26 protein-coding genes and 1 pseudogene are annotated in these 20109 nt (G+C 40.1%); 21 read left to right on the plus strand and 6 right to left on the minus strand.

Translation table 11 applies throughout. The annotated features are described in order from the left end of the window. Positions 1-32: 32 nt before the first annotated feature. From FHK88_RS09185 to FHK88_RS09200, 4 genes are read right to left on the minus strand one after another with little or no spacing between them, the layout of a single operon-like run. Positions 33-446, minus strand: coding sequence for a hypothetical protein (locus FHK88_RS09185; RefSeq protein WP_227430442.1), 414 nt, complete (start codon positions 444-446; stop codon positions 33-35). Beyond that, positions 446-667, minus strand: a complete 222-nt coding sequence (locus tag FHK88_RS09190; protein WP_227430443.1) for a hypothetical protein — start codon at positions 665-667, stop codon at positions 446-448. The genes FHK88_RS09185 and FHK88_RS09190 overlap by 1 nt, the downstream gene beginning before the upstream one ends. A gap of 10 nt (positions 668-677) precedes the next feature. Continuing rightward, the gene (locus tag FHK88_RS09195; protein ID WP_227430444.1) at positions 678-992 is read right to left on the minus strand and encodes a CII family transcriptional regulator; all 315 of its coding nucleotides are present in this window, start codon (positions 990-992) and stop codon (positions 678-680) included. Between the two features lie 2 nt (positions 993-994). Then, the gene (locus FHK88_RS09200) at positions 995-1213 is read right to left on the minus strand and encodes a helix-turn-helix domain-containing protein (protein ID WP_227430445.1); all 219 of its coding nucleotides are present in this window, start codon (positions 1211-1213) and stop codon (positions 995-997) included. Positions 1214-1330: 117 nt separating this feature from the next. Here FHK88_RS09200 and FHK88_RS09205 point away from each other — a divergent pair, with 117 nt between their 5' ends. From FHK88_RS09205 to FHK88_RS09305, 21 genes and pseudogenes are all read left to right on the plus strand, one after another. After that, positions 1331-2041, plus strand: coding sequence for an XRE family transcriptional regulator (locus FHK88_RS09205; RefSeq protein WP_227430446.1), 711 nt, complete (start codon positions 1331-1333; stop codon positions 2039-2041). 208 nt (positions 2042-2249) lie between these two features. Next, positions 2250-2417: a hypothetical protein gene (locus FHK88_RS09210; RefSeq protein ID WP_227430447.1), complete on the plus strand. Its 168-nt coding sequence runs from the start codon at positions 2250-2252 to the stop codon at positions 2415-2417. 37 nt (positions 2418-2454) lie between these two features. After that, the gene (locus FHK88_RS09215; RefSeq protein WP_227430448.1) at positions 2455-2610 is read left to right on the plus strand and encodes a hypothetical protein; all 156 of its coding nucleotides are present in this window, start codon (positions 2455-2457) and stop codon (positions 2608-2610) included. Between the two features lie 72 nt (positions 2611-2682). After that, the gene (locus FHK88_RS09220; protein ID WP_227430449.1) at positions 2683-3075 is read left to right on the plus strand and encodes a hypothetical protein; all 393 of its coding nucleotides are present in this window, start codon (positions 2683-2685) and stop codon (positions 3073-3075) included. Between the two features lie 14 nt (positions 3076-3089). Then, positions 3090-3440: a hypothetical protein gene (locus FHK88_RS09225; RefSeq protein ID WP_227430450.1), complete on the plus strand. Its 351-nt coding sequence runs from the start codon at positions 3090-3092 to the stop codon at positions 3438-3440. Beyond that, a complete protein-coding gene (locus tag FHK88_RS09230) occupies positions 3437-3640 on the plus strand; it encodes a hypothetical protein (protein ID WP_227430451.1) in 204 nt (67 codons plus the stop codon). Before FHK88_RS09225 ends, FHK88_RS09230 begins: the two co-directional genes overlap by 4 nt. Continuing rightward, positions 3633-4106 carry a hypothetical protein gene (locus FHK88_RS09235; RefSeq protein WP_227430452.1) on the plus strand — a complete coding sequence of 158 codons (474 nt, stop codon included), beginning with the start codon at positions 3633-3635 and terminating at the stop codon, positions 4104-4106. The genes FHK88_RS09230 and FHK88_RS09235 overlap by 8 nt, the downstream gene beginning before the upstream one ends. Continuing rightward, positions 4096-4251 carry a hypothetical protein gene (locus FHK88_RS09240; RefSeq protein WP_227430453.1) on the plus strand — a complete coding sequence of 52 codons (156 nt, stop codon included), beginning with the start codon at positions 4096-4098 and terminating at the stop codon, positions 4249-4251. The genes FHK88_RS09235 and FHK88_RS09240 overlap by 11 nt, the downstream gene beginning before the upstream one ends. Positions 4252-4253: 2 nt before the next feature. Next, positions 4254-5195, plus strand: a complete 942-nt coding sequence (locus FHK88_RS09245) for an ATP-binding protein (protein WP_227430454.1) — start codon at positions 4254-4256, stop codon at positions 5193-5195. Then, entirely contained in the window at positions 5188-5823 is a 636-nt protein-coding gene (locus tag FHK88_RS09250; protein ID WP_227430455.1) for a hypothetical protein, read from the plus strand. Before FHK88_RS09245 ends, FHK88_RS09250 begins: the two co-directional genes overlap by 8 nt. After that, the gene (locus FHK88_RS09255; protein ID WP_227430456.1) at positions 5820-6275 is read left to right on the plus strand and encodes a hypothetical protein; all 456 of its coding nucleotides are present in this window, start codon (positions 5820-5822) and stop codon (positions 6273-6275) included. The genes FHK88_RS09250 and FHK88_RS09255 overlap by 4 nt, the downstream gene beginning before the upstream one ends. An 89-nt stretch (positions 6276-6364) precedes the next feature. Then, positions 6365-6847 (plus strand): single-stranded DNA-binding protein, encoded by a 483-nt coding sequence (locus tag FHK88_RS09260; protein ID WP_227430457.1) that lies wholly within the window; start codon positions 6365-6367, stop codon positions 6845-6847. A 213-nt stretch (positions 6848-7060) separates the two neighbouring features. Then, positions 7061-7288: a hypothetical protein gene (locus tag FHK88_RS09265; protein WP_227430458.1), complete on the plus strand. Its 228-nt coding sequence runs from the start codon at positions 7061-7063 to the stop codon at positions 7286-7288. A 131-nt stretch (positions 7289-7419) separates the two neighbouring features. Continuing rightward, positions 7420-7680, plus strand: coding sequence for a hypothetical protein (locus FHK88_RS09270; RefSeq protein WP_227430459.1), 261 nt, complete (start codon positions 7420-7422; stop codon positions 7678-7680). A 1-nt stretch (position 7681) separates the two neighbouring features. Next, on the plus strand, positions 7682-7876 hold the full coding sequence (locus FHK88_RS09275) for a hypothetical protein (RefSeq protein WP_227430460.1): 195 nt from the start codon (positions 7682-7684) through the stop codon (positions 7874-7876). A gap of 199 nt (positions 7877-8075) precedes the next feature. Then, positions 8076-11723, plus strand: a complete 3648-nt coding sequence (gene dnaE / locus FHK88_RS09280) for a DNA polymerase III subunit alpha (RefSeq protein ID WP_227430461.1) — start codon at positions 8076-8078, stop codon at positions 11721-11723. A gap of 87 nt (positions 11724-11810) precedes the next feature. Continuing rightward, the gene (locus FHK88_RS09285) at positions 11811-12179 is read left to right on the plus strand and encodes an Hpt domain-containing protein (protein ID WP_227430462.1); all 369 of its coding nucleotides are present in this window, start codon (positions 11811-11813) and stop codon (positions 12177-12179) included. A gap of 20 nt (positions 12180-12199) precedes the next feature. After that, a complete protein-coding gene (locus tag FHK88_RS09290) occupies positions 12200-13078 on the plus strand; it encodes an RNA methyltransferase (RefSeq protein WP_227430463.1) in 879 nt (292 codons plus the stop codon). Positions 13079-13217: 139 nt separating this feature from the next. After that, a pseudogene (cysE, locus tag FHK88_RS14530) lies at positions 13218-13760 on the plus strand (serine O-acetyltransferase); the annotation flags it as partial. Between the two features lie 1361 nt (positions 13761-15121). Continuing rightward, entirely contained in the window at positions 15122-16825 is a 1704-nt protein-coding gene (locus tag FHK88_RS09300) for an AMP-binding protein (protein ID WP_227430465.1), read from the plus strand. Between the two features lie 349 nt (positions 16826-17174). Further along, positions 17175-17933 carry an IclR family transcriptional regulator gene (locus FHK88_RS09305; protein ID WP_227430466.1) on the plus strand — a complete coding sequence of 253 codons (759 nt, stop codon included), beginning with the start codon at positions 17175-17177 and terminating at the stop codon, positions 17931-17933. A gap of 121 nt (positions 17934-18054) precedes the next feature. On the opposite strand, the gene FHK88_RS09310 is transcribed toward FHK88_RS09305, so the two are convergent. Beyond that, complete coding sequence (locus FHK88_RS09310) at positions 18055-18879, minus strand: HpcH/HpaI aldolase/citrate lyase family protein (RefSeq protein ID WP_227430467.1); 825 nt, start codon at positions 18877-18879, stop codon at positions 18055-18057. A gap of 38 nt (positions 18880-18917) precedes the next feature. Continuing rightward, positions 18918-20102 (minus strand): CaiB/BaiF CoA transferase family protein, encoded by a 1185-nt coding sequence (locus FHK88_RS09315; protein ID WP_227430468.1) that lies wholly within the window; start codon positions 20100-20102, stop codon positions 18918-18920. Between the last annotated feature and the right edge of the window lie 7 nt (positions 20103-20109).

Genomic DNA, 20109 nt, shown 5'->3' on the forward strand with positions numbered 1-20109 from the left:
TAACACCTAAGCCACTCTCACCAGTGGCTTTTTTAATGTCTCGCTATTAAGTGGTACTCATAGACATATTGACTCTGCTTTAGAGCCACCACGTCATAACCGTCACGTCTTATGTTTTTGATTGCACCCCGAAATGCTGTTGCGCTCATATCAAAATCTTCTGCTTTTACAAAACCATTATTTTTTAGAGACTTCAAAACAGTAGCTTTATTGCTTAATTCCCGCGGTGTCTCTTGTTTTTGTTTTGGTCGACTAGCTTTAAACCAGATGCTTGGTTTTATAAAATCGTCTGGTAGATAACCGAATCTCCGTAAAATATTGTGCAATGCACCACGATTTCTTATGTTGTCAAATAATCTATGCGGGATATTTCCATTTCTGTCGTTATCAATGATGATTTGAGATACTTTGCGTTGGACTGGATTAATAATCGGTCTTGCGTACATCACACAGCCTCCTGCTCAGCTAACCACTCTTTATCTATCCAGTAGTTTTTGTGTTCGTCTCTGTGCATCGGTATATTTAGTTCGTGCTTCATATGTGACATGTGGCGACTGATTCGATGATTGATGCCCCATAATTCCTCGGCTTGAGCTTGATTGACGCTTGCGCCAGTTTTCATATGCTCAATGATTGTTTGCAGTAGTGATGATTGGACTTGTTCCATGATTAATCCTCTACTTAAATAAAATCCGCATGTAATCAGGCGAGTTAAAGCAGTTTTTAAGTAGCTCTCTTGTCGCTTCTGCCGTCTCTTTTGAGCAATAAACATCATCTTCTGAAACCACTTTTAGCTTTAAAATCGCAAGCATGCTGGCAACTAAATCAAGATTGTCGTTGACTAATCGGTTTATCTTGTCTTTATTAGCCCCTGTTTCATTACAAATAGTTACTTGCTTGGTCACTGAGATTCGATGAGAAATCAGGCTTTCTATCTCTCTAGCTTTATCACGATATTCGCTCGATAATTCAGATATTGGTTTATGACACATGGTTATGCCTCCTCTGGCTGGTTAATGGTTTCTAGTTCAAAATAAGCATTCATCAAAGAGACGCCGTATTTGTAAGACAGTTGTGGCTTTTCTATGCCTCGATACATATCGCTAATAGTTCCTTGATGGACACCTGTTTTTTTAGACAACTCTGTTTGCTTGTAATGCTTCAACAGTTCTCTGACTATTGATGACCAATTTACATCTACTGGATATAACATGTTTAGACCTCACGATAATTTAAAATAGATATTATCGTTTTTATGTTAAAAAATCAACGTCAAAACGGTATATATTTGTATCATAATTACGATAATTTAATAATAAGGTGTATTAAAATGCAGGAAACAGTTGGTGATAGAGTTAAAAAGGCAAGAAAGTATGCCAAAATGACTCAGATAGCGCTGGCAAAAGCTGTTAACACAAGACAAGGTGCTATTTCTGATTTAGAAAATAATCGCAATAAGTCGTCTACTAATCTAGTCAAAATGGCCATAGTCATGGGCGTAAATGCAGAGTGGCTTAGCACTGGCAAAGGCGAAATGATAAAAGAAACTCCAGAGGTTTTGGATGTCGCAGAGTGGGAGGAGGGGTCTCCTGTTTTAGCGCAAGACATTGCTATAGATTATTATAGTGACTTGAGTTTTGCATGTGGAGACGGTTATATAGCCGAGTTAACAGAAGATGATAGCTCTAAGATTAGAATCAGCAGAGCCATACTTGATGAGATGGGGGTTATAGGCAGTAACGCCTTTGCTGCAAGAGCAAAAGACGACTCAATGAGTCCGAGAATATTTGACGGAGATATGATATTGGTTGACAAGTCTAGAACCAATATCAAAGACGGAAAGATTTACGCTATAGAGCATGGGGGCTTATATAGATGCAAGCGTATTTATCAGATGCCAAACGGTGCTATAAGACTTGTAAGTGACAATAAAGATGAATTTAAAGAAATAGTGCTAACAAAGAAACAGCAAATTGATGAGGGTTTTAGAATCATTGGCTGGGTCTGGAGTATAGTTAGCTTTGAAAGATGGATTGGATAAACACATGATTTTATAGACTTGCTTATATAACCGCCATTTGGCGGTTTTTTTATGCCTGCAAATATTGATTATAAAAAATATCATAAAAACTATAAATCAATATCGTTTTACTGTTGACATATTATCATAATAACGATATTATAAATCCATCAACACAACACACAGGCACAAAAAAGCCTTAATACTGACCAAAATAGGAGCAAGAGAAATGGCGTTAAAGAGAGTAGAAATATCAATGAGCGGTAAAGACGCAATGTTATTAGCCGCTGTTATACAAGATAGATTAGATTCGGGACTGGACAAACGTTATCCCGAAAAGGCTGAGAAATTAGAAGAAATCAAGAGCGAGTTATTTAATCAAGCTCAAGGCAAGTAACCAAATCACAGGCACAAACCGACCAAGCGGAGGGATTATGAAACCTAAAAAGTTAAGAAAAATGCAAAAAGCTATTGTTGCTAATAAAGCACGTAGAAATAGTGATATTGAACGTATCACTAAGGCACAAGAAAAGGTTTGGCTTAATCGACGCACACTGTTTTACCCACGTTTTATCGTAGTCAGCAATTAACAGACACAAAAAAAGCCCTTGCCAGACCGTCAAATCAAAACAAGGGCTTACTCAACGAGGAGTAAATAGATTATGGCACATAAAAACCTTACATATCAAGATTTATTAGATGCTTATCTAAAAAATGAAGACTCTCAAATTAACAATGACAGCTTAGATTTCTTTATCGATGACGACGGGCTTTTTTCTATTAAGTTCAAGGCAGTAATAACAACAATCGGAGATTGGTTTAGCAAGACTCACATTGTTGAATCATTGCAAGTCACATCAGTAGTCTTTGATGACTACGACACAGAAACAGAGCTAGATATTGATTTAGAGGAAGCTCAAGAGTTGGTTATTGAGTACATCAAAGAGTTATCAGATAACTATCAAATGTCATCTGATTACGAAAAAGAGATGGCGGAGGCTAGAGACTGGGCTGAGACTGAGCGTAGTGTTAATCAGTGGCTAGCAACGGCATAAAGGGGGGGGCAGACATGGAAACTATTTACTCTTACACATACAGAAACATAGACGGCAGTGGAATCTTGAATAAAGAAAACTTTTTTAGTGAAGATGAATACAAAATCATTGCTAGAAATGAAGATTATATCGCTATTGATGACCACTTTTTTACAAGCGTTGAAATAAGAAGGATTGGAATCCCAATCCTCAACTGCTTCCTAACAGACAATGCTTTTGGAAATGCTGTCTTATTTAATCTTTATTCAGATAAAAAAATACCTCTTGCTGATATTAAAAAAATGATTCAAGACGGTATTGCAGACAAGGTTAAATATCTCGGAAATGTAGATTTATCAGTGATTTATGAGGAGTTAGCCGTATGAAGGATTTTGCTAAACGCTCGTTTTTATCAGCTATCGTCATGATTTTAATTGTTTTGCTGTATGCATTTGTGGGTACAGCACTAGATAAAGAAATTCAAAATCAAGATGCTGTAATTGAGCGTCATAAGTTTTATTTAGCTCAGAGCAAACAGCCAAGCATTGTGTGGACACGCAGATATGAGGATTTGAGAGATGAATAAAGAATTTAAAGCAGGTGATTTGGTTTTGGAGTTAAGAGCAAACGGCATATTTTTGGATAATCTCAAGGAAAATGACAATGACAATTATCCAGTAGTAACTGACCACGCTTCTTACCAAAGCAATGGTTTATTTTCTATGCACTACAAATTTCCAAGTATATTCCACGCAACCCCCGAAAACCGTCAAGCATTAGTTACTTTGTACGGCGAGGAAAACGTGCCTGAATTACCGTTGCGAGGTAGTGAGCTGACCAAAAAATTATTAGAAAAGCAAAAGTATGTGATTTGTTGGGTTAGTGATGCGTCGGAAGAAAAAGCTAGATTAAAAAAAAGCATAGAGTTAGTAAATTTATTTGATGATAGCAAAGATTACTGTTGCTTTTTTACAGAACATGGAATTTGGTGGCAATACGCAGTACCAATCGACAGCAACGGCAACGAAATCAAGGGGTTAGATGATGAGTAATTATGAAGATTGTCGCATGGGTGACGGCTACAGTGATGATGACCAGTACGGCTACTGGGAGTATCAGAAACAGTTACTTGAGCAAGAACAATATGAGCAATGGCTAGCAGAACAATCACAATTAATTGAAACAGAGGAGTCTTAATCATGGCACTTAACATCGTAACATCAGTACAACCGCTAAGCATACAGAACCTAGTCGTATTCATCTATGGCGACCCTGGCATATGGAAAACATCACTAGCATTTACTGCTAAAAAACCAATCCTTTTTGACTTTGACAAAGGCGCTCATCGTGCAGGTGTCTATCGTAAAGACACTGTGCAGATTAATCACTGGGGTGAGGTTGCGAACTTTACAGCTCAAGACTTGAACGGCTATGACACCATCATTGTAGATACAGCAGGTCGTGCATTAGACATGATAACCGATGCTATCAAATCTGATAGCAAAAACACCAGACGCAATGGTGAGTTATCAATGCAGGGCTACGGCAAATTAGGCTCAATCTTTAGTAATTGGTTAAAAATGCTACGTGGCATGGGTAAAGATGTCGTGTTATTGGCTCATGCGTCTGAGGACAAAAATGGTGATGAGATTATCAAACGTCCTGACATGGTGGGTGGTAGCAAAAAAGAGGCTTACAAGATTGCCGATATGATGGGTTATATGACTATTGAGCAAGGCAATCAAGGTGCAGTGCGTATGCTCAACTTTAGACCTCACCCTAATTATTTGGCAAAAGACAGTGGCAACATTGGCAATGTAGTTGTACATCCAATTGACCAAGCCCCTAATCAATTAGCATGCATTATTCAAGCTACTAAAGACCATATTAACAGTCTATCAGCAGAAGCAAGCAAGGCTCAGCAAGATTTAGACGACCTACGCACAGAATTAATGGAGGTTGAGACAGCAAACGCATTAAACGGCTTAATTGATGGGCTTAATACTCAGCACCCGCTTTATAAGCAGATGAAGTGTGATATTTGGACAGCAAGTAAAAATCTGAATGTTGAGTTTGATAAGGCATCAGGCAAGTTTGTTGACGTGGTTGAAGCAGAAACAGCAGAGGTGGCAGATGCGTAACCGTGTATCAGTCACTCACTTAGACAGCTATCAGTATTTTTTAGATAGCGACATGACAGAGCAGGAGTTGTACGACCGTTTATTCGGTGCGTACACCCCTACCCCTGCAATGTCAGCAGGAACGGCATGGCATAAGATTTTAGAAAACTATTTAAGAAATCCATCAGGTATATATCAGCAAGACAGCTTTACCTTTGATATATCAAAACTTAATGATACTGATGAGGTACAAGTCGTCAACTTGGGTAAACCATGGGAGCGCGAGCAAAAACACGTTGTACAACTCATAGATGGCGTGGATTTGGTCGGCAAGATTGATGTAGAAACACCATACGCTGTCATTGACCACAAATTAACTGGTAGCTACAACCCTGAGAGATATTTAAATGCTTGGCAGTGGCGAGCTTATCTAGCAATGCGAGGTAAAAACCGCTTTATTTACCAAGTATTTGAATGTAAGCCAGTTACAAAATATGGACAGGTTGTTGAGATTAAAGACTATCACACGCTAGATATGTATGCGTATGACGGCATGATAGATGATGTCAAAGATTGCCTGAATGACCTAAATAATCTGATTAATAAATGGCGTAGTGAGGGTTTGAGTTGCAAGAGGGTTTATAAATGAAATCATTTACTAGAAAAAACACTTGGTCAAAAGATAGCCATCATGGCTGGGGTAGCGGTTATGTTGCTATCCCTGAGTCAAGCTCATGGCATGGCGTGGAATATGAGCAGATACCAGTTAGTGTGCATGGTGGACTAACGTGGAGCAGTCTAGCAAAAGATTTATGTGAGATAGACGGCGTTGACGATGATGATTGGATAATCGGCTTTGATACTCAACACAGTGGCGACAATCTCATAGACCAAGATGAGGCTTATGTTTTAGATGAAACACAATCATTGTTAAGACAAATGCGCGTGTTAGATATAAGTCATTTTGTAAATACTAGATTGGTTGTTGTTTGCCCTGTGTGCGATGCGGTTAATGATGTTAGTAGTATGCGTGGGTATTATCCCGAGACTAAAAACTGGGATTGTAAGCACTGCGGGAATATCTTTTATTTTATAGCGTGAGGCAATTATGACAAAACCAAACGACAAGCCCGATGACGAACCAATAGATTTTGATGATTTACCGTTTTAACTAAATAAGGATTAAAAAAATGAGTTTAAATTTAGCAATGATTGAAGGTCGATTAGGTCGTGACCCTGAAACACGCCAAGTCGGACAAACTACAGTTACTAAGTTAGCTGTAGCCACAACTGAAAAGTGGAATGATAAAAATAGCGGACAGAAAATGGAACGCACGACATGGCATAACGTAGAAGCATGGGGCAGACAAGGCGAAATAATCGCTCAGTATTTTAAAAAAGGTGACGGCATTGGAGTGCAAGGCACAATCAATACTGACGAATATGAAAAAAATAGTGAGAAACGCTATGCAACTAAAATCAAATTAAATAGTTTTTGGTTTCCAGTTGCTAGCAATAACTCAAACAATAATCAGAGTTATCAAAACAACCAGCAACCACAGGGTAATAACTATCAGCAAAATCAAGGGTTTAATCAGCAACAAAACAACTTCCCAAATCAGCAAGCTGTAGATAATGCGAATAATGCCCCTGATGATGATATTCCGTTTTAGGAGGATTAAAGATGAGCAACGTAGAGCATAACAGTCTAGTTTTATCCGCATCTAAAGATTATGACATTGACGTTAATTATGTCAGATATGTCTATGAGTGTTTCGATGAAATAGAATTTTATCCAGCTTTAGAAAGAGCAGTAAATTACAGAGCTGAAAATGGCGACTTACCTCCTGTGAGACAGCTTTGACATTATTTTAATGAGATGAGCCATGAAACACTACTTTGTAAGCCTTTATTTAACAGCAAGCATCGAAACAGAGCATCATAAAAAAGGCTCATTTTATCCAAATCCTAATATTAAATTTAGTATGAATACAGCAAAAAATCAGTATTTGAAGCATTTAAAAGATGCAATCAAAGTTTTGGAAAATGAGATAAAAGAAGTCGAGAGTACAGATAAAGAATACTACGGCTTGTCTTTTATTGAGAAAGAATAAGGAGTGATGATGAGTGAATACAGCTCAGATATTCAGCGAGTAGCTCTTTTAATACTACTGATACAGAAAAATTTTAGTGATGCAGAAATAGATTTATTAACAGATGGCTTGGTAAAAATGAGAGGTGTCAGATGAGTGAATGGATTGACTTTAAACAACAGCAACCAAAGCAAGGACAAACTATCTTGTTTTTGTGTTTGTCGCCTTTAGAACCTGACCATCCTGACTATTATCCGCCTACTTATAATAGTGATTGCGTGAAAGTTGGCGAGTTTAGTATTAATGATGGAGTTATGACAGTGAAAGACACTTACGCAATATATCAAGATGATGGGTATTTTTCTAAGTTCATAGCGTGGCAACCCCTACCCCAACAGCCGAAAGGAGAGTGAGATGGAAGGTAAATACTACACAACAGCAGAAATTATGGCTATGTTTGGATGGGATTCCACATCAACTGTAACACGAAAACGAGAGTCGGGGTTTTTACCTGAACCTGATTTACTTGGACGGCCGAACAAGTGGCTGAAATACAAAATTGATGCTATCATAATAAGCGAAAATATTACAAAAGAAGATGGGGCTTAATAGCCTCATTTTTATTAATAACGGTATTTCTCACGGTATATAAAAATCCTTAACTAAAAAAACTTCTTTGTTTTCAACAACTTATGTTTTAAGTGTGGAATCTGGTGGGCGTGCCATTTATCAAAAATACCATCTACATCAACAACATATCTACTATCAATGATGGGATATAGATAACAACCAACTTTAGAGCGTTTCTATGGCTTTTGTACACTTAGGTATTCACAGTGAATATTCCATTACCGACTCGATTATTCGTATCAAGCCACTGGTCAAAGCAGCGGCAGCAGATGGACAAAAAGCCTTAGCCCTCACAGACTTATCTAACCTTTATGCCACAGTCAAATTTTATAGAGCATGCCTAGATGCAGGGATTAAGCCCATCATTGGTACAGAGATTTTATTGGATAATGATAGCACTCGTTTAACCTTGCTGGCGATGAATCAAACAGGTTATCAAAACATTACTCGTATTGTCTCTTTTGGCTTTACTGATGGCAAAATGAATCCTGATAACAAAGGTATGCCCATCATCACCCGTGAGCAATTATTGACAAATAGTGAGGGTGTCATCGTCTTGTTAACTGAGCATTCAGATGTTGGGCAGATACTAACAGGGGCAAACCCCAACCGAGCAGACGAACTCATCAACACTTACCGCACCCATTTTGACGATAGGTTATATTTTGCTGTCAAACGTACAGAGCGTGCGGGTGAAGATGCGTTTATTGAGCAAGCTATTTTGGCAGGTGCTCGTCATCATATCCCACTGGTTGCTCACAATGATGTGCGCTTTTTAGAAGCAGACGACTTTGATGCGCACGAAGCCCGTGTTTGTATTGCCTCATCTTATGTACTGGCAGACCCCACACGCCCTCGTGACTACTCCAGCCAGCAATATTTAAAAACGCAAGCACAGATGCAGGCGCTATTTTCTGATCTACCACAAGTCCTAGAAAATACCATCGCACTGGCAAAACGATGTAACGTCACCTTAACTTTGGGGATTAATGTTTTACCCGAATTTCCTGTCCCAGAAGGCGAAACCATCGAAACTTTCTTTCGTGCAGAGTCACAACGTGGGCTAGAGGCACGCCTCAATAAACTATATCCTCCTGAGCAACGTGATGACACGTGGGATAGTATCCGCCAGCCTTATGATGAGCGTTTGGAGCATGAGTTAAAAATCATTTTATCCATGGGCTTTCCCGGCTACTTTTTGATTGTGATGGACTTTATCCGTTGGGCAAAAGCCAATGGTGTCCCTGTTGGTCCGGGGCGTGGCTCTGGTGCTGGCTCATTGGTTGCCTATGCGCTCAATATTACTGACCTTGACCCACTTCACTACGACTTATTATTTGAGCGCTTCTTAAACCCTGAACGTGTCTCTATGCCCGACTTTGATATTGACTTTTGTATCGAAGGGCGTGACCGTGTCATCGACTATGTTGCCAGTAAATATGGGCGTGAAGCTGTCTCACAAATCATCACCTTTGGTACAATGGCCGCCAAAGCGGTGGTAAGAGATGTTGCCCGTGTTCAAGGTAAGTCGTATGGTCTTGCTGATAAAATATCCAAACTGATTCCAAAAACACCTGGTATTAGCCTTAGCGATGCTGTCACCCAAGAGCCACAACTCAAAGAGTTATTATCTGACCCCAATAATATGGATTTTGAAGATGCCAATGAGATTTGGGAGATGGCGCTTAAATTGGAAGGTATAACCCGAAATGTCGGTAAACATGCGGGGGGTGTTCTTATTGCACCTAATAAGATCACAGATTTTTGTGCCATTTACTGTGATGATGAAGGACATCGGGTCAGTCAATTTGATAAAGATGATGTTGAAGCGGCTGGCTTGGTTAAGTTTGACTTCCTTGGGCTGCGTAACTTGACGGTCATCAGCGCTGCTGTCAGAAACATTAACCATCGTCGCCAAAAAGAAGGCAAAGATGCCATTGAGCTAGAAGACTTGCCTTTAGATGACACAAATGCTTATAAACTACTACAGGATGCAAAAACAACTGCGGTATTCCAGCTTGAAAGTACAGGTATGAAAAAATACCTGTCCAAACTTCAGCCAACCAATATCGAAGATGTCATCGCCATGTGTGCTTTATACCGTCCCGGTCCATTAGATGCAGGGATGGTTGAGATGTATATTGACCGCAAGCATGGACGTGAAGAAGTGGTTTATGACCACCCCAACTTAGAGCCTATCTTAGAAAATACTAATGGCGTTATCGTCTATCAAGAACAGGTCATGCAGATTTCACAGGTCATGGCAGGCTATAGTTTAGGTGGTGCTGACATGCTTCGCCGTGCTATGGGTAAGAAAAAGCCTGAAGAGATGGCAAAACAGCGTAATATCTTTGTTGATGGTGCGACGGCACAAGGCATTGACCCTGCCATCTCAGGTGGGGTATTTGACTTAATGGAAAAGTTTGCAGGTTATGGATTTAACAAATCGCACTCAGCAGCTTATGGAGTATTGGCATACCAAACAGCCTATCTTAAACACTACTACCCTGCTGAATTTATGGCGGCTGTCCTTACCTCAGATATGAACAACACAGATAATGTGGTGTTTTTTATTAACGACTGCCGAGAAAACTTTAACTTAACCGTTGATAACCCTTCAGTAAATCGCAGCGAATGGCACTTCGTAGCAGACACACCGACCAATATTATTTATGGTCTTGGGGCAATTAAAGGCGTTGGTGAAGGTGCAGTTGAATCCATCGTCCATTCACGCAAACAAGAAGGGGCATTCACTGACCTTTATGATTTTTGCCGACGAGTGGATACTAAAAAAGTCAACAAACGCACACTAGAGGCTTTAATAAAAGCTGGCTGTTTTGATGACTTTGCCACCACACTACGCCCTGACTTGCCAGCAGAGCGCCATCACGAAATTCGTGGTGCATTGATGTCACAGCTACCCAGTGCTGTCCAAGCAGCTGAGCAAGATCGGCAAAATCGTGAAATTGGTATGATGGATTTATTTGGTGGCTTAGATGATGTTACCCAAGCACCACCTCTACCCACTAACCCAGATATCATCTGGGGAGACAAGCACCGCCTAAAAGCAGAAAAAGACACCCTTGGACTGTATCTAACTGGACACCCAATTGATGAATATCGTACAGAGCTAAAGCGCTATACATCTGGTGTGCAACTCAATGAGCTATCAGATACAGGATATAACAACACCACCTTCTTTGCAGGGCTCATCATTGATGTTGCAAACTTTGGGAATCGTAGTGTCATTACCCTTGATGATGGCACATCTCGCCTTGAAGTAAGCTGTTATGCTGAGCGTTTTAACCGTCTAAAAGACCTGCTTAAGGTAGATAATGTGGTCGTGGTAAAAGGCAGTATCCGTGAGCGTGATGAACGCTTATTCGCCCGCTTAGAAGATGTTTATGACATGGTCAATGCTCGCTTGCGTTGGCTAAAAAAAATCAGTATCAAAATTCATGGGCAAGATATGGCACTACTTGAACGCCTACAACCTCTATTAAAATCAGCGCAACAACATCTGATTCCTGCCCCCATATCTGCAAATCAAGAGCAAAATGATGACTATCCTGATGAATATGCAGATGCTAACTCCTACCCTGAAGACGGATACAATACCTATGACACTTATCATGAATTAGCGACAGAAGCACCTGTCATTACTCAAAATGATAACTGTATCGCACTGGGTCTGAGTGTCTATGAAGACTATGCCATTGCCAATGTAGCACTCAATGATCATTGGCGTATATACCCCAGTGATGACAATTTCAGTCAGCTTAGACGACTGGTTAATGATGATTTTTTATATTTTCATTACACATAAACTCCTATTCAGTCTAAAATTTAGTTATACTGGTAATCCTGTTCATATTTTGTACATAACGTATTTACCGAATCAAGGAAACATAGCATGAGCCAGAGCAACCCAGATACAAACCTCCATATTGACAGTGAGCAGTTTGAGGAGCTACAAGATCTTTTAGAAGATGACTTTGCCGAACTGATGGCAACCTATATGCAAGATAGTTTAAAACGTGTAGAAGAAATCCAAACTGCCATTAACACAGGCGATAATGCGACAGGGTTTGAGTCGGCACACTCTCTTAAAGGAGCCAGTGCCAATATCGGTGCTATACCACTCAAGGACTTATGCTATCAAATGCAAGAAGCTTGTCGTGACAATACCATTACTCAGCAACAATCACTGCTAGATAATATTGCAACAGAGCTACAATTGGTTAGCCAAGAAATCAAAGCTCGCTTAAACGGCTCAGTTTAACCCCAAATAGCCTACAAAATATGAATCATACTCCAGTAAATAGCACTAAACAGCAAGAACAGCAAATAGAAGTTGCTCCTTTAACAACCTATCTATCTGCTATTCGCATTGTTATGATAAACACCACACTGCCTGCCAATATTGGTTCAGCAGCACGTGCCATGCATACCATGGGTCTTAGTCATCTATTTGTGGTTGATCCCAAACATCCGCTCGATGACAGCAGTTGGGCGCATGCTGCTGGAGGTGATAATGTTTTGTCACAAGCACAAATTGTTCCTAACCTAGATGTTGCCTTGCAGGACTGCCAATTGGTCTTTGCTGCTAGTAGTCGCAGCCGCCATATCCCACGCCCTGTAGTCACACCTACTCAAGCAGCACAAATAGCACATCACTTTATTACTGAGCATTTATTACAGCTTCCGACCACCACCTCTACTCCTAATATCGCCATTTTATTTGGTCGAGAAGACCGAGGGCTTACTAATGATGAGCTGGCACACGCCGACTACCATATCCAAATTGATGCAAACCCTGACTATCCTGTCCTTAATGTTGCCTCTGCCATTCAAGTCATTGCCAGCTTTTTTTATGCCAGCTTTACTCAACAGCAAACACAACAAGCACACACCTTTGATGAGAATGACCATCAGCTACAAATTCACCTAAGACAAGTCTGGGACGAGCCAGCAGCAACACAACAACAAATGACCCAGCTACAGTCTCAAATACTGATGCTAATGACTCAATTACAACTTATTGATCCAAAAAACCCTCGTGACCTCCCCAAGCGTCTTACTAGACTACTATCAAGGCTACAGCTTGACCAAAAAGAATATCAACTGCTCAATACCATCACAGCAAAATTAAAGCAACAGATTCATAAAAACGATAAGTAATGTTATCCTATGCCTTGCTTGAAGCGATATTTTTCATAGCGCCTCAATTTACAACAAAACTTAGGGTCGACTTTTTCTTATTTTGTCTTTTTAGTATCTACCTTTTAATTTATTCTCGTCAATGAAGTTAGGACAGCCCATGCCATCAGCCATCAGCCTACTTAAAACAATAAAACAAGCCAAACAACGCCTATCTGAAGACATCCAAGCCGTATTTGACCGTGACCCTGCTGCACGTCACTCATTAGAAGTATTGCTTACCTATCCCGGCATTCATGCTCTTATCTTGCACCGTGGCGCACATTGTTTATGGCAGCATGACTTTAAATTTATGGCTCGCTCCGTGTCATATGGCTCTAGAATGCTCACAGGGATTGAAATTCACCCAGCAGCCAAGATTGGTAAGCGCTTTTTTATTGACCACGGAATGGGCGTAGTCATTGGTGAAACAGCAGAAATCGGTGATGATGTTACTCTTTATCATGGCGTCACTCTTGGTGGTGTCTCATGGAATACTGGCAAACGCCATCCAACGCTAGAAGATGGTGTTGTCGTCGGTGCAGGTGCAAAAATCCTCGGACCTTTTACCGTTGGCAAAAACGCTAAAATTGGCTCAAATGCAGTGGTTGTAAAACCTGTCCCCGCAGGTGCCACCATGGTTGGTAGTGCAGCACGTATGATTACTGCAAAATCTGTAGCACCTGAATCATCTGAGGCTGAAATAGAGACATCTTTAGATACTCATCCTAACCATATCAATAATGCGCATCTTGAAGCTAACAATCCACCCATACAAGAAGATGCAAGCGCATCAGAGCACAATAATCAAAACAAAGTAAGTAAAAGTACTATTAGTAAAGAAGAGTGCCAAAAAATGCGCCTAGCAGAAGCGTTTGGCTTTAAAGCCTACGGTCTAAATCCAGATACCCAAGACCCTGTTGCCACTGCCTTTGCAAAAATGCTGGACCATATTCAGCAGTCAGAAGCCCGCCTTGATGAACTACAACAAGCCATCTGTCGACTTGACCCAAGTTTTTGTGCCAAAGACTATAAAAAACTATCCGCAGAAGAGCTGGATGTCATTGAAAAAGATTAAGGTCTGTTGAGTGTCTCACCCTGTAAATCTAGTATTTCTATTATTTACAACAGCTATGCTCATATAGTCACCTTACGCTACTAATTGATACACGGGCAAATATATAAGTAAGTTAAGTTCCTCTATCCATGTTAAATGCACGCATCTGGTTAAGGTAATATCATCAAAACTATGAACTTGAGCCATACTTTTAACACTGTTTTTTTCTATCTATCAAAAGTGGCTTTATAGATAATAAAATTTATGTTTTGAATGCCAATACACTATAGAAATACTATGACACTTAGGTTATACTTTGTAAGTGCTTAATCATTGTATGTAATTATTATTGATTATAATATTCACTGTGATGGCAGAGCATCCAAACTTATAAACCATAGGGATACACGTCAAATAAAACCCAATAATATGCCTAACAAGACACACAAATATAGATGATACACATTGTACATCATAATAAGTCTAACATTGCATTAGCTACTGATAACTCTGACTGTTTTTATATGGTTGAAAATTTTGAGTTGTTAAGCTGTTCTTTATTAAAGACATAACATATGGTCATAAAAACTTAAATAAATGAATATTTAAATAAATAATAGTTACATAATAAAAGAAGGATAATTACATATTCCTTAGTAAAAATTTACTATTTGCAAACACAGTGGACATTTCTATAATAACTTTGTTCACTGAAGTTATGTTGTTGAGTACAACATACCATGCTACCAATATGTAATCCAAACAAACTCAGACAACTATCAACACAGCTGAGACAACCTCAACTGACTAAATAATTATGATAGTCAGAAGTATTATAATCACACAGTAGCTCTGTTCAATACTTAATATTTTTTCTTGACATGGCTACATAACTTTAAACTCGTGAACATTGAATATAAACAAAGAATAATAGCACTATATTATATTCATATCTTAAGGAGCAAGTTTTGAATAAAGTTTGGATATCACAATACCCTGAAATCGTTCCTGAAAATATCCATCCGGACTTATATAACAACATCTCAGAGTTGTTTAATGAATGCTTTATGCGTTATCAAGATTTACCCATGACAACTTGTATGGGTGTCACTCATACTTATGCTGATGTTGATAGACTTGCTGATGACATATCTGCATGGCTACAATCACAAAAAATTCCACTTGGTAGTGTCATTGCTGTGATGATGCCCAATGTTCCTCAATACTTTCCTGTGATGATTGGTATCTTACGTGCAGGATATATTTGTACTCCCATCAATCCACTTTATACAGGACGTGAATTAAAGCATCAATTGTTGGACTCTGGGGCTCAGACCATTTTCTTAATTGACAACTTTGCCCAAGCTTTAGAGCAAGTCGTTGATGAAACACCCATCAAACGTATTGTCCTATCCAAAATGGGCGATCTAATGGGGCTCAAGGGTGTTTTAGTCAATATCGTTATTCGTCAGGTAAAAAAGCTTGTACCCAAATATAAGCTCAATGATCCAAAGCGCAAGGTCTTTAAGTTTAATGATATTCTAAAAGTAGGGCGAGACGCTGACTTCTATCCACCAGAGATGACAGCATATGATACTGCTATCTATCAATATACAGGCGGTACAACAGGACTATCTAAAGGAGCTATCTTAACCCAACGCAACCTCATCGCTTCTGCCATGCAGTCTGAAGCATGGTATCGTCCAGCAACTCGTAAAATCAAAGATGTCTACATTAACATGGTCATGGCACTGCCGTTATATCATATCTTTGCTTTTATGATGGCATTGCTAGGCATGCGTGCTGGCTATACCTTTATATTGATTCCAAACCCTCGTGATTTACCAAACTTTGTAAAGTCACTATCAAAGCAACCCTTCCATATATTCCCTGGTGTGAATACTTTATTTAAAGGATTGCTAGAACAGCCAAGCTTTAAGTCCTTAGATTTCTCTAACCTGACCGTGACTCAGGCAGGGGGGATGGCAGCCACAGAGCATACTGCTAGAAAATGGCTGGAAGTCACAGGTTGCCCCATGATTGAAGGTTGGGGGATGTCTGAAGGTGTTGCTGCTGGTACAGCAAATATTGTGACTGATAAAAAATACAACGGCACAATTGGTCTGCCTCTACCTAGCGTCAATATCGTTGTACGTGATGATAACGACAAAGATGTGGGCTTTAACCAGCCCGGTGAGATGTGCATCAAAGGTCCAAATGTCACATCCGGATATCTCAATCGTGATAATCATGGCATTTTCACCCATGACCACTTTTTACGTACTGGCGATATTGTCAGTATGGATGAAAACGGCTATATCAAACTACTTGACCGTAAAAAAGATATGGTTCTGGTATCAGGATTTAATGTCTTCCCTAATGAAGTGGAAGCTGTCATGAGCGAATTTGAAGGCATTGCAGAATGTGCGCTCATTGGTATACCTGATGAACGCCAAGGTGAGTCAACCAAGCTTTACGTTGTCCGTCGAAACAATAAAGTCACTGAGGCTGCTATTAGAGACTTTGCACTTGAAAACTTAACTGGTTATAAGTGCCCAAGATACATTGAGTTTGTTGATGAGCTGCCTAAGTCTAATGTAGGTAAGGTCTTACGTCAAAAACTGCGTGAAAAGCACCATGCAGAACATGGAGCAACAAAAAAGAAAGCATAAATGGTATTATCATCGTACCCAGTTTGCCGCCAGTGCATCAGCCATAGGCAACTGGGTATTTTATATCCTAAATATATATCCGTATGGATAGGGTCTGTAACATATTCACCCCATCAAATTCATACCTACAAGGGGTACAACTTATTTTAATTTAGTGTAAAAATTGGCTAAATTTGTATAATGAAGCATTAATGAACAGGTTAATTTTCCTACTAAAGATAAAGACTCCACAGACCCTAATCTCAACCAAAAAAATAACTCTTTTTATCAATTTCTGATTATTTGCTATTTTTCAGATGATTGTAACTTGTTATGATAAGCATTATTTGTAAGAAAAGTTGTATACCTCATGCCAAAAGTTTCTTCTATTACCCGTGTTTTACAAATTATCGAATCTGTATCTTACGCTTCTACGCCCCTATCTCCGTTAGAGCTATCACAAGAGTTAGAGATTCCTAAGCCCACTATTCATCGCCTGATTCAACAATTAGTTGAAGAGGGATTTTTAGCTGTTGATATTGGCGGTGGTATCGTTGCAGGACGCAGAGTTCGCAACTTAGGTGTAGAGCTGTGGCAACAACGCCAGTTTTTTAATGAACGTCAAGCTATCTTAGAAAAGCTGGTTGATGACATTAAAGAGACCTGTGGTATCGGTATTCCCAGTGGTCGACATATGATTTATACCAACCGTGCCAATACTGCCCTACCCATTCAAATTTTTCTACCCATTGGCGCTCAGTCACCTATGTGGTGTACAGCAACAGGTAAGCTATATCTCAGCCAACTGTCGCCAGCACGACGTAAAAAGCTCATTAACAACCTAGATTTAATCAAATTTACCAAAAATACGATAGTAGATGTTAAGCAACTTAATGCTGAGCTTGATGAGATTGCAAAGACAGGTATTGGTATTGATAAAGAAGAGTTTATCTCAGAGATGGTTGCTGTTTCTGTACCTATTGTCGATAAAAAAGACCGCTATCTGGCATCGCTGTATGCTCATGCGCCGACCATTCGCGTTTCTTTAGAAGAGTTATTAACTCATGTACCTCGCATGAAGCAAGCAGCATTAGATATTCAGGCATTGATTTATCAAGAAAACGACTAATTAAGCAAGTCGGTATACTTAGCCTCTTTAACACCTAATATTTAAAAGACATTCAATTAGATATTTAAATAATAAGGTTAAAGAGGCACTAGCTTACCATCATTGCTAACTTACGCGGCTCTTATACGTTTGCAAGCAACTGCTGACAACGCTTAATCACTGGTATATCGACCATCTGACCCTCTATCTGAAATGCTGCTTTGCCAGTACGCTCATATTCATCGACGACCTTTTGTGCAAAGTCTAGCTCTGCCTGTGTTGGTGCTAACGCCGTTTGTACCACCGCCACTTGTTTGGGGTGGATACAAAGCATACCAGATAGCCCCATTTGTGACCATAATTGCACCCGAGATACCAGCCCATCAGCGTCATTAAAATCAGGGTAAATGGTATCCACTGGTGCAGATAAACCATATACTTTTGAGGCAATGAGTAGCTGATAACGCACTTGATTGGCAAAAATCTCTGCCGATGGCGTATTCACTTGTACGCCCACATCATTACATAAGTCCAAAAAGCCATAGCTAAAAGCAACCAAGCCTGTCGCTTGTGCCATATCATCAAGTTGATGTAAGCCTAAAGCACTTTCCACCAATGCAATGACAGGCAGTTTTGTACTGCTATGCACTTGCTCAAGGTCATGTTTATGCTCAGCTTTGGGCAATATAATCCCTGCCAAATTAGGCATTTGCTGGCAGATTTGCATATCTTTGGTAAACTCATCACTGTCTGCTTGATTAATGCGTACCCAGACTGGCTGATAGGCATCACTGGCATAATAGTCAAGCAATGCTTGGCGAGCTTGTGGTTTTTCTGCCAGTGCCACGGCATCTTCTAGGTCAACAATCACCGCCCCTGCCCCACTGGCAAAGGCTTTGGGGACACGTTCAATTTTACTGGCAGGGACAAATAGCCAAGTTTTTGGCAAATTAACAGCTTGTGACATAAGGTTTCCTTAGTAATGCTTTTTTTGTGAATCGTTCCCTAATCTTTCCCTAAGCCCAATTCTGCCAAGATAGCGTCTGTATGCTCACCTAAAGCGGGTACATCGCCCATACGGTATTCAAACTGATTATTTACCGCAGGTGGTAGCATGGCAGGTAGTTCACCAATACTGCTATTAATGGTACGCCAACGGTCACGGGCTTTTAGCTGTGGGTGTGACCAAACGTCTTGCATTTCGTTGACATGAGCATTGGCAATTTTGGCAGTATCCAAGCGCTCGGTTACTTGTGATTTGGTTAGCTCAGCAAAACAGCTTTCAATGATGCCTTTTAGGGTATCACGATTTTCTACCCGTAGGCTATTTTTGCTAAAGCGTTCATCATCTGCAAGCTCTGGCTGTTGTAGCACTTGCTCACAAAATGCTTGCCATTCACGCTCATTTTGTAGCCCAAACATCACCGAGCCATTAGAAGTGGCAAATGAGCCATACGGATAGATGGTGGCATGCGATGCACCATTACGGGTAGGTGCTGGGGCATTTTCATAGGTGTAATATAATGGAAAGCCCATCCATTCAACCAATGACTCAAGCATAGATACGTCAATATGACTGCCTTCACCTGTTTTATCACGCAGTTTTAGGGCAGCCAAAATAGATGAGTAACCATACATACCTGCACAAATATCAGCAATAGAGATACCAACTTTTGCCATCTCATCAGGCGTACCTGTCACTGATAACAAGCCACTTTCACTTTGAATCAGCAAGTCATAGGCTTTTTTCTGCTCATACGGACCACCGACACCATAGCCTGAGATGTCACAAACGATAAGCTGTGGATATTTTTCGTGCAGCTCTTCATAGCCCAATCCTAAGCGAGCGCTTGCACCGGGTGCTAAATTTTGCACCAACACATCAGCTTTTTCTAGCAGTTTGTTTAACACGGGCTGGGCTTGCTCAGATTTTAAGTCCAGTGCCAGACTTTCTTTACCACGATTGACCCAGACAAAGTGAGATGCCAAACCATTCACCCGCTCATCATAACCTCGGGCAAAATCACCCACATTAGGGCGTTCAATTTTTATTACTCTTGCCCCTAAGTCAGCAAGCTGACGGGTACAAAAAGGGGCAGCAATGGCATGCTCTAGGCTGATAACAGTGATGTCATCAAGGGGGCGTTGCTGTGGGTTTGTTTGCTGATTGGATTGTGCAGAGTTGCTCATAAATTTT

This window comes from Psychrobacter sp. I-STPA6b (assembly GCF_020662265.1).
Classification (GTDB): Bacteria; Pseudomonadota; Gammaproteobacteria; order Pseudomonadales; family Moraxellaceae; genus Psychrobacter.

What these genes read in the sequence shown, in the direction of transcription:
- FHK88_RS09185 (WP_227430442.1), bottom strand. Translation starts at nt 446, where the DNA reads ATGTACGCAAGACCGATTATTAATCCAGTCCAACGCAAAGTATCTCAA.
- FHK88_RS09190 (WP_227430443.1), bottom strand. Translation starts at nt 667, where the DNA reads ATGGAACAAGTCCAATCATCACTACTGCAAACAATCATTGAGCATATG.
- FHK88_RS09195 (WP_227430444.1), bottom strand. Translation starts at nt 992, where the DNA reads ATGTGTCATAAACCAATATCTGAATTATCGAGCGAATATCGTGATAAA.
- FHK88_RS09200 (WP_227430445.1), bottom strand. Translation starts at nt 1,213, where the DNA reads ATGTTATATCCAGTAGATGTAAATTGGTCATCAATAGTCAGAGAACTG.
- FHK88_RS09205 (WP_227430446.1), top strand. Translation starts at nt 1,331, where the DNA reads ATGCAGGAAACAGTTGGTGATAGAGTTAAAAAGGCAAGAAAGTATGCC.
- FHK88_RS09210 (WP_227430447.1), top strand. Translation starts at nt 2,250, where the DNA reads ATGGCGTTAAAGAGAGTAGAAATATCAATGAGCGGTAAAGACGCAATG.
- FHK88_RS09215 (WP_227430448.1), top strand. Translation starts at nt 2,455, where the DNA reads ATGAAACCTAAAAAGTTAAGAAAAATGCAAAAAGCTATTGTTGCTAAT.
- FHK88_RS09220 (WP_227430449.1), top strand. Translation starts at nt 2,683, where the DNA reads ATGGCACATAAAAACCTTACATATCAAGATTTATTAGATGCTTATCTA.
- FHK88_RS09225 (WP_227430450.1), top strand. Translation starts at nt 3,090, where the DNA reads ATGGAAACTATTTACTCTTACACATACAGAAACATAGACGGCAGTGGA.
- FHK88_RS09230 (WP_227430451.1), top strand. Translation starts at nt 3,437, where the DNA reads ATGAAGGATTTTGCTAAACGCTCGTTTTTATCAGCTATCGTCATGATT.
- FHK88_RS09235 (WP_227430452.1), top strand. Translation starts at nt 3,633, where the DNA reads ATGAATAAAGAATTTAAAGCAGGTGATTTGGTTTTGGAGTTAAGAGCA.
- FHK88_RS09240 (WP_227430453.1), top strand. Translation starts at nt 4,096, where the DNA reads ATGATGAGTAATTATGAAGATTGTCGCATGGGTGACGGCTACAGTGAT.
- FHK88_RS09245 (WP_227430454.1), top strand. Translation starts at nt 4,254, where the DNA reads ATGGCACTTAACATCGTAACATCAGTACAACCGCTAAGCATACAGAAC.
- FHK88_RS09250 (WP_227430455.1), top strand. Translation starts at nt 5,188, where the DNA reads ATGCGTAACCGTGTATCAGTCACTCACTTAGACAGCTATCAGTATTTT.
- FHK88_RS09255 (WP_227430456.1), top strand. Translation starts at nt 5,820, where the DNA reads ATGAAATCATTTACTAGAAAAAACACTTGGTCAAAAGATAGCCATCAT.
- FHK88_RS09260 (WP_227430457.1), top strand. Translation starts at nt 6,365, where the DNA reads ATGAGTTTAAATTTAGCAATGATTGAAGGTCGATTAGGTCGTGACCCT.
- FHK88_RS09265 (WP_227430458.1), top strand. Translation starts at nt 7,061, where the DNA reads ATGAAACACTACTTTGTAAGCCTTTATTTAACAGCAAGCATCGAAACA.
- FHK88_RS09270 (WP_227430459.1), top strand. Translation starts at nt 7,420, where the DNA reads ATGAGTGAATGGATTGACTTTAAACAACAGCAACCAAAGCAAGGACAA.
- FHK88_RS09275 (WP_227430460.1), top strand. Translation starts at nt 7,682, where the DNA reads ATGGAAGGTAAATACTACACAACAGCAGAAATTATGGCTATGTTTGGA.
- dnaE (WP_227430461.1), top strand. Translation starts at nt 8,076, where the DNA reads ATGGCTTTTGTACACTTAGGTATTCACAGTGAATATTCCATTACCGAC.
- FHK88_RS09285 (WP_227430462.1), top strand. Translation starts at nt 11,811, where the DNA reads ATGAGCCAGAGCAACCCAGATACAAACCTCCATATTGACAGTGAGCAG.
- FHK88_RS09290 (WP_227430463.1), top strand. Translation starts at nt 12,200, where the DNA reads ATGAATCATACTCCAGTAAATAGCACTAAACAGCAAGAACAGCAAATA.
- FHK88_RS09305 (WP_227430466.1), top strand. Translation starts at nt 17,175, where the DNA reads ATGCCAAAAGTTTCTTCTATTACCCGTGTTTTACAAATTATCGAATCT.
- FHK88_RS09310 (WP_227430467.1), bottom strand. Translation starts at nt 18,879, where the DNA reads ATGTCACAAGCTGTTAATTTGCCAAAAACTTGGCTATTTGTCCCTGCC.
- FHK88_RS09315 (WP_227430468.1), bottom strand. Translation starts at nt 20,102, where the DNA reads ATGAGCAACTCTGCACAATCCAATCAGCAAACAAACCCACAGCAACGC.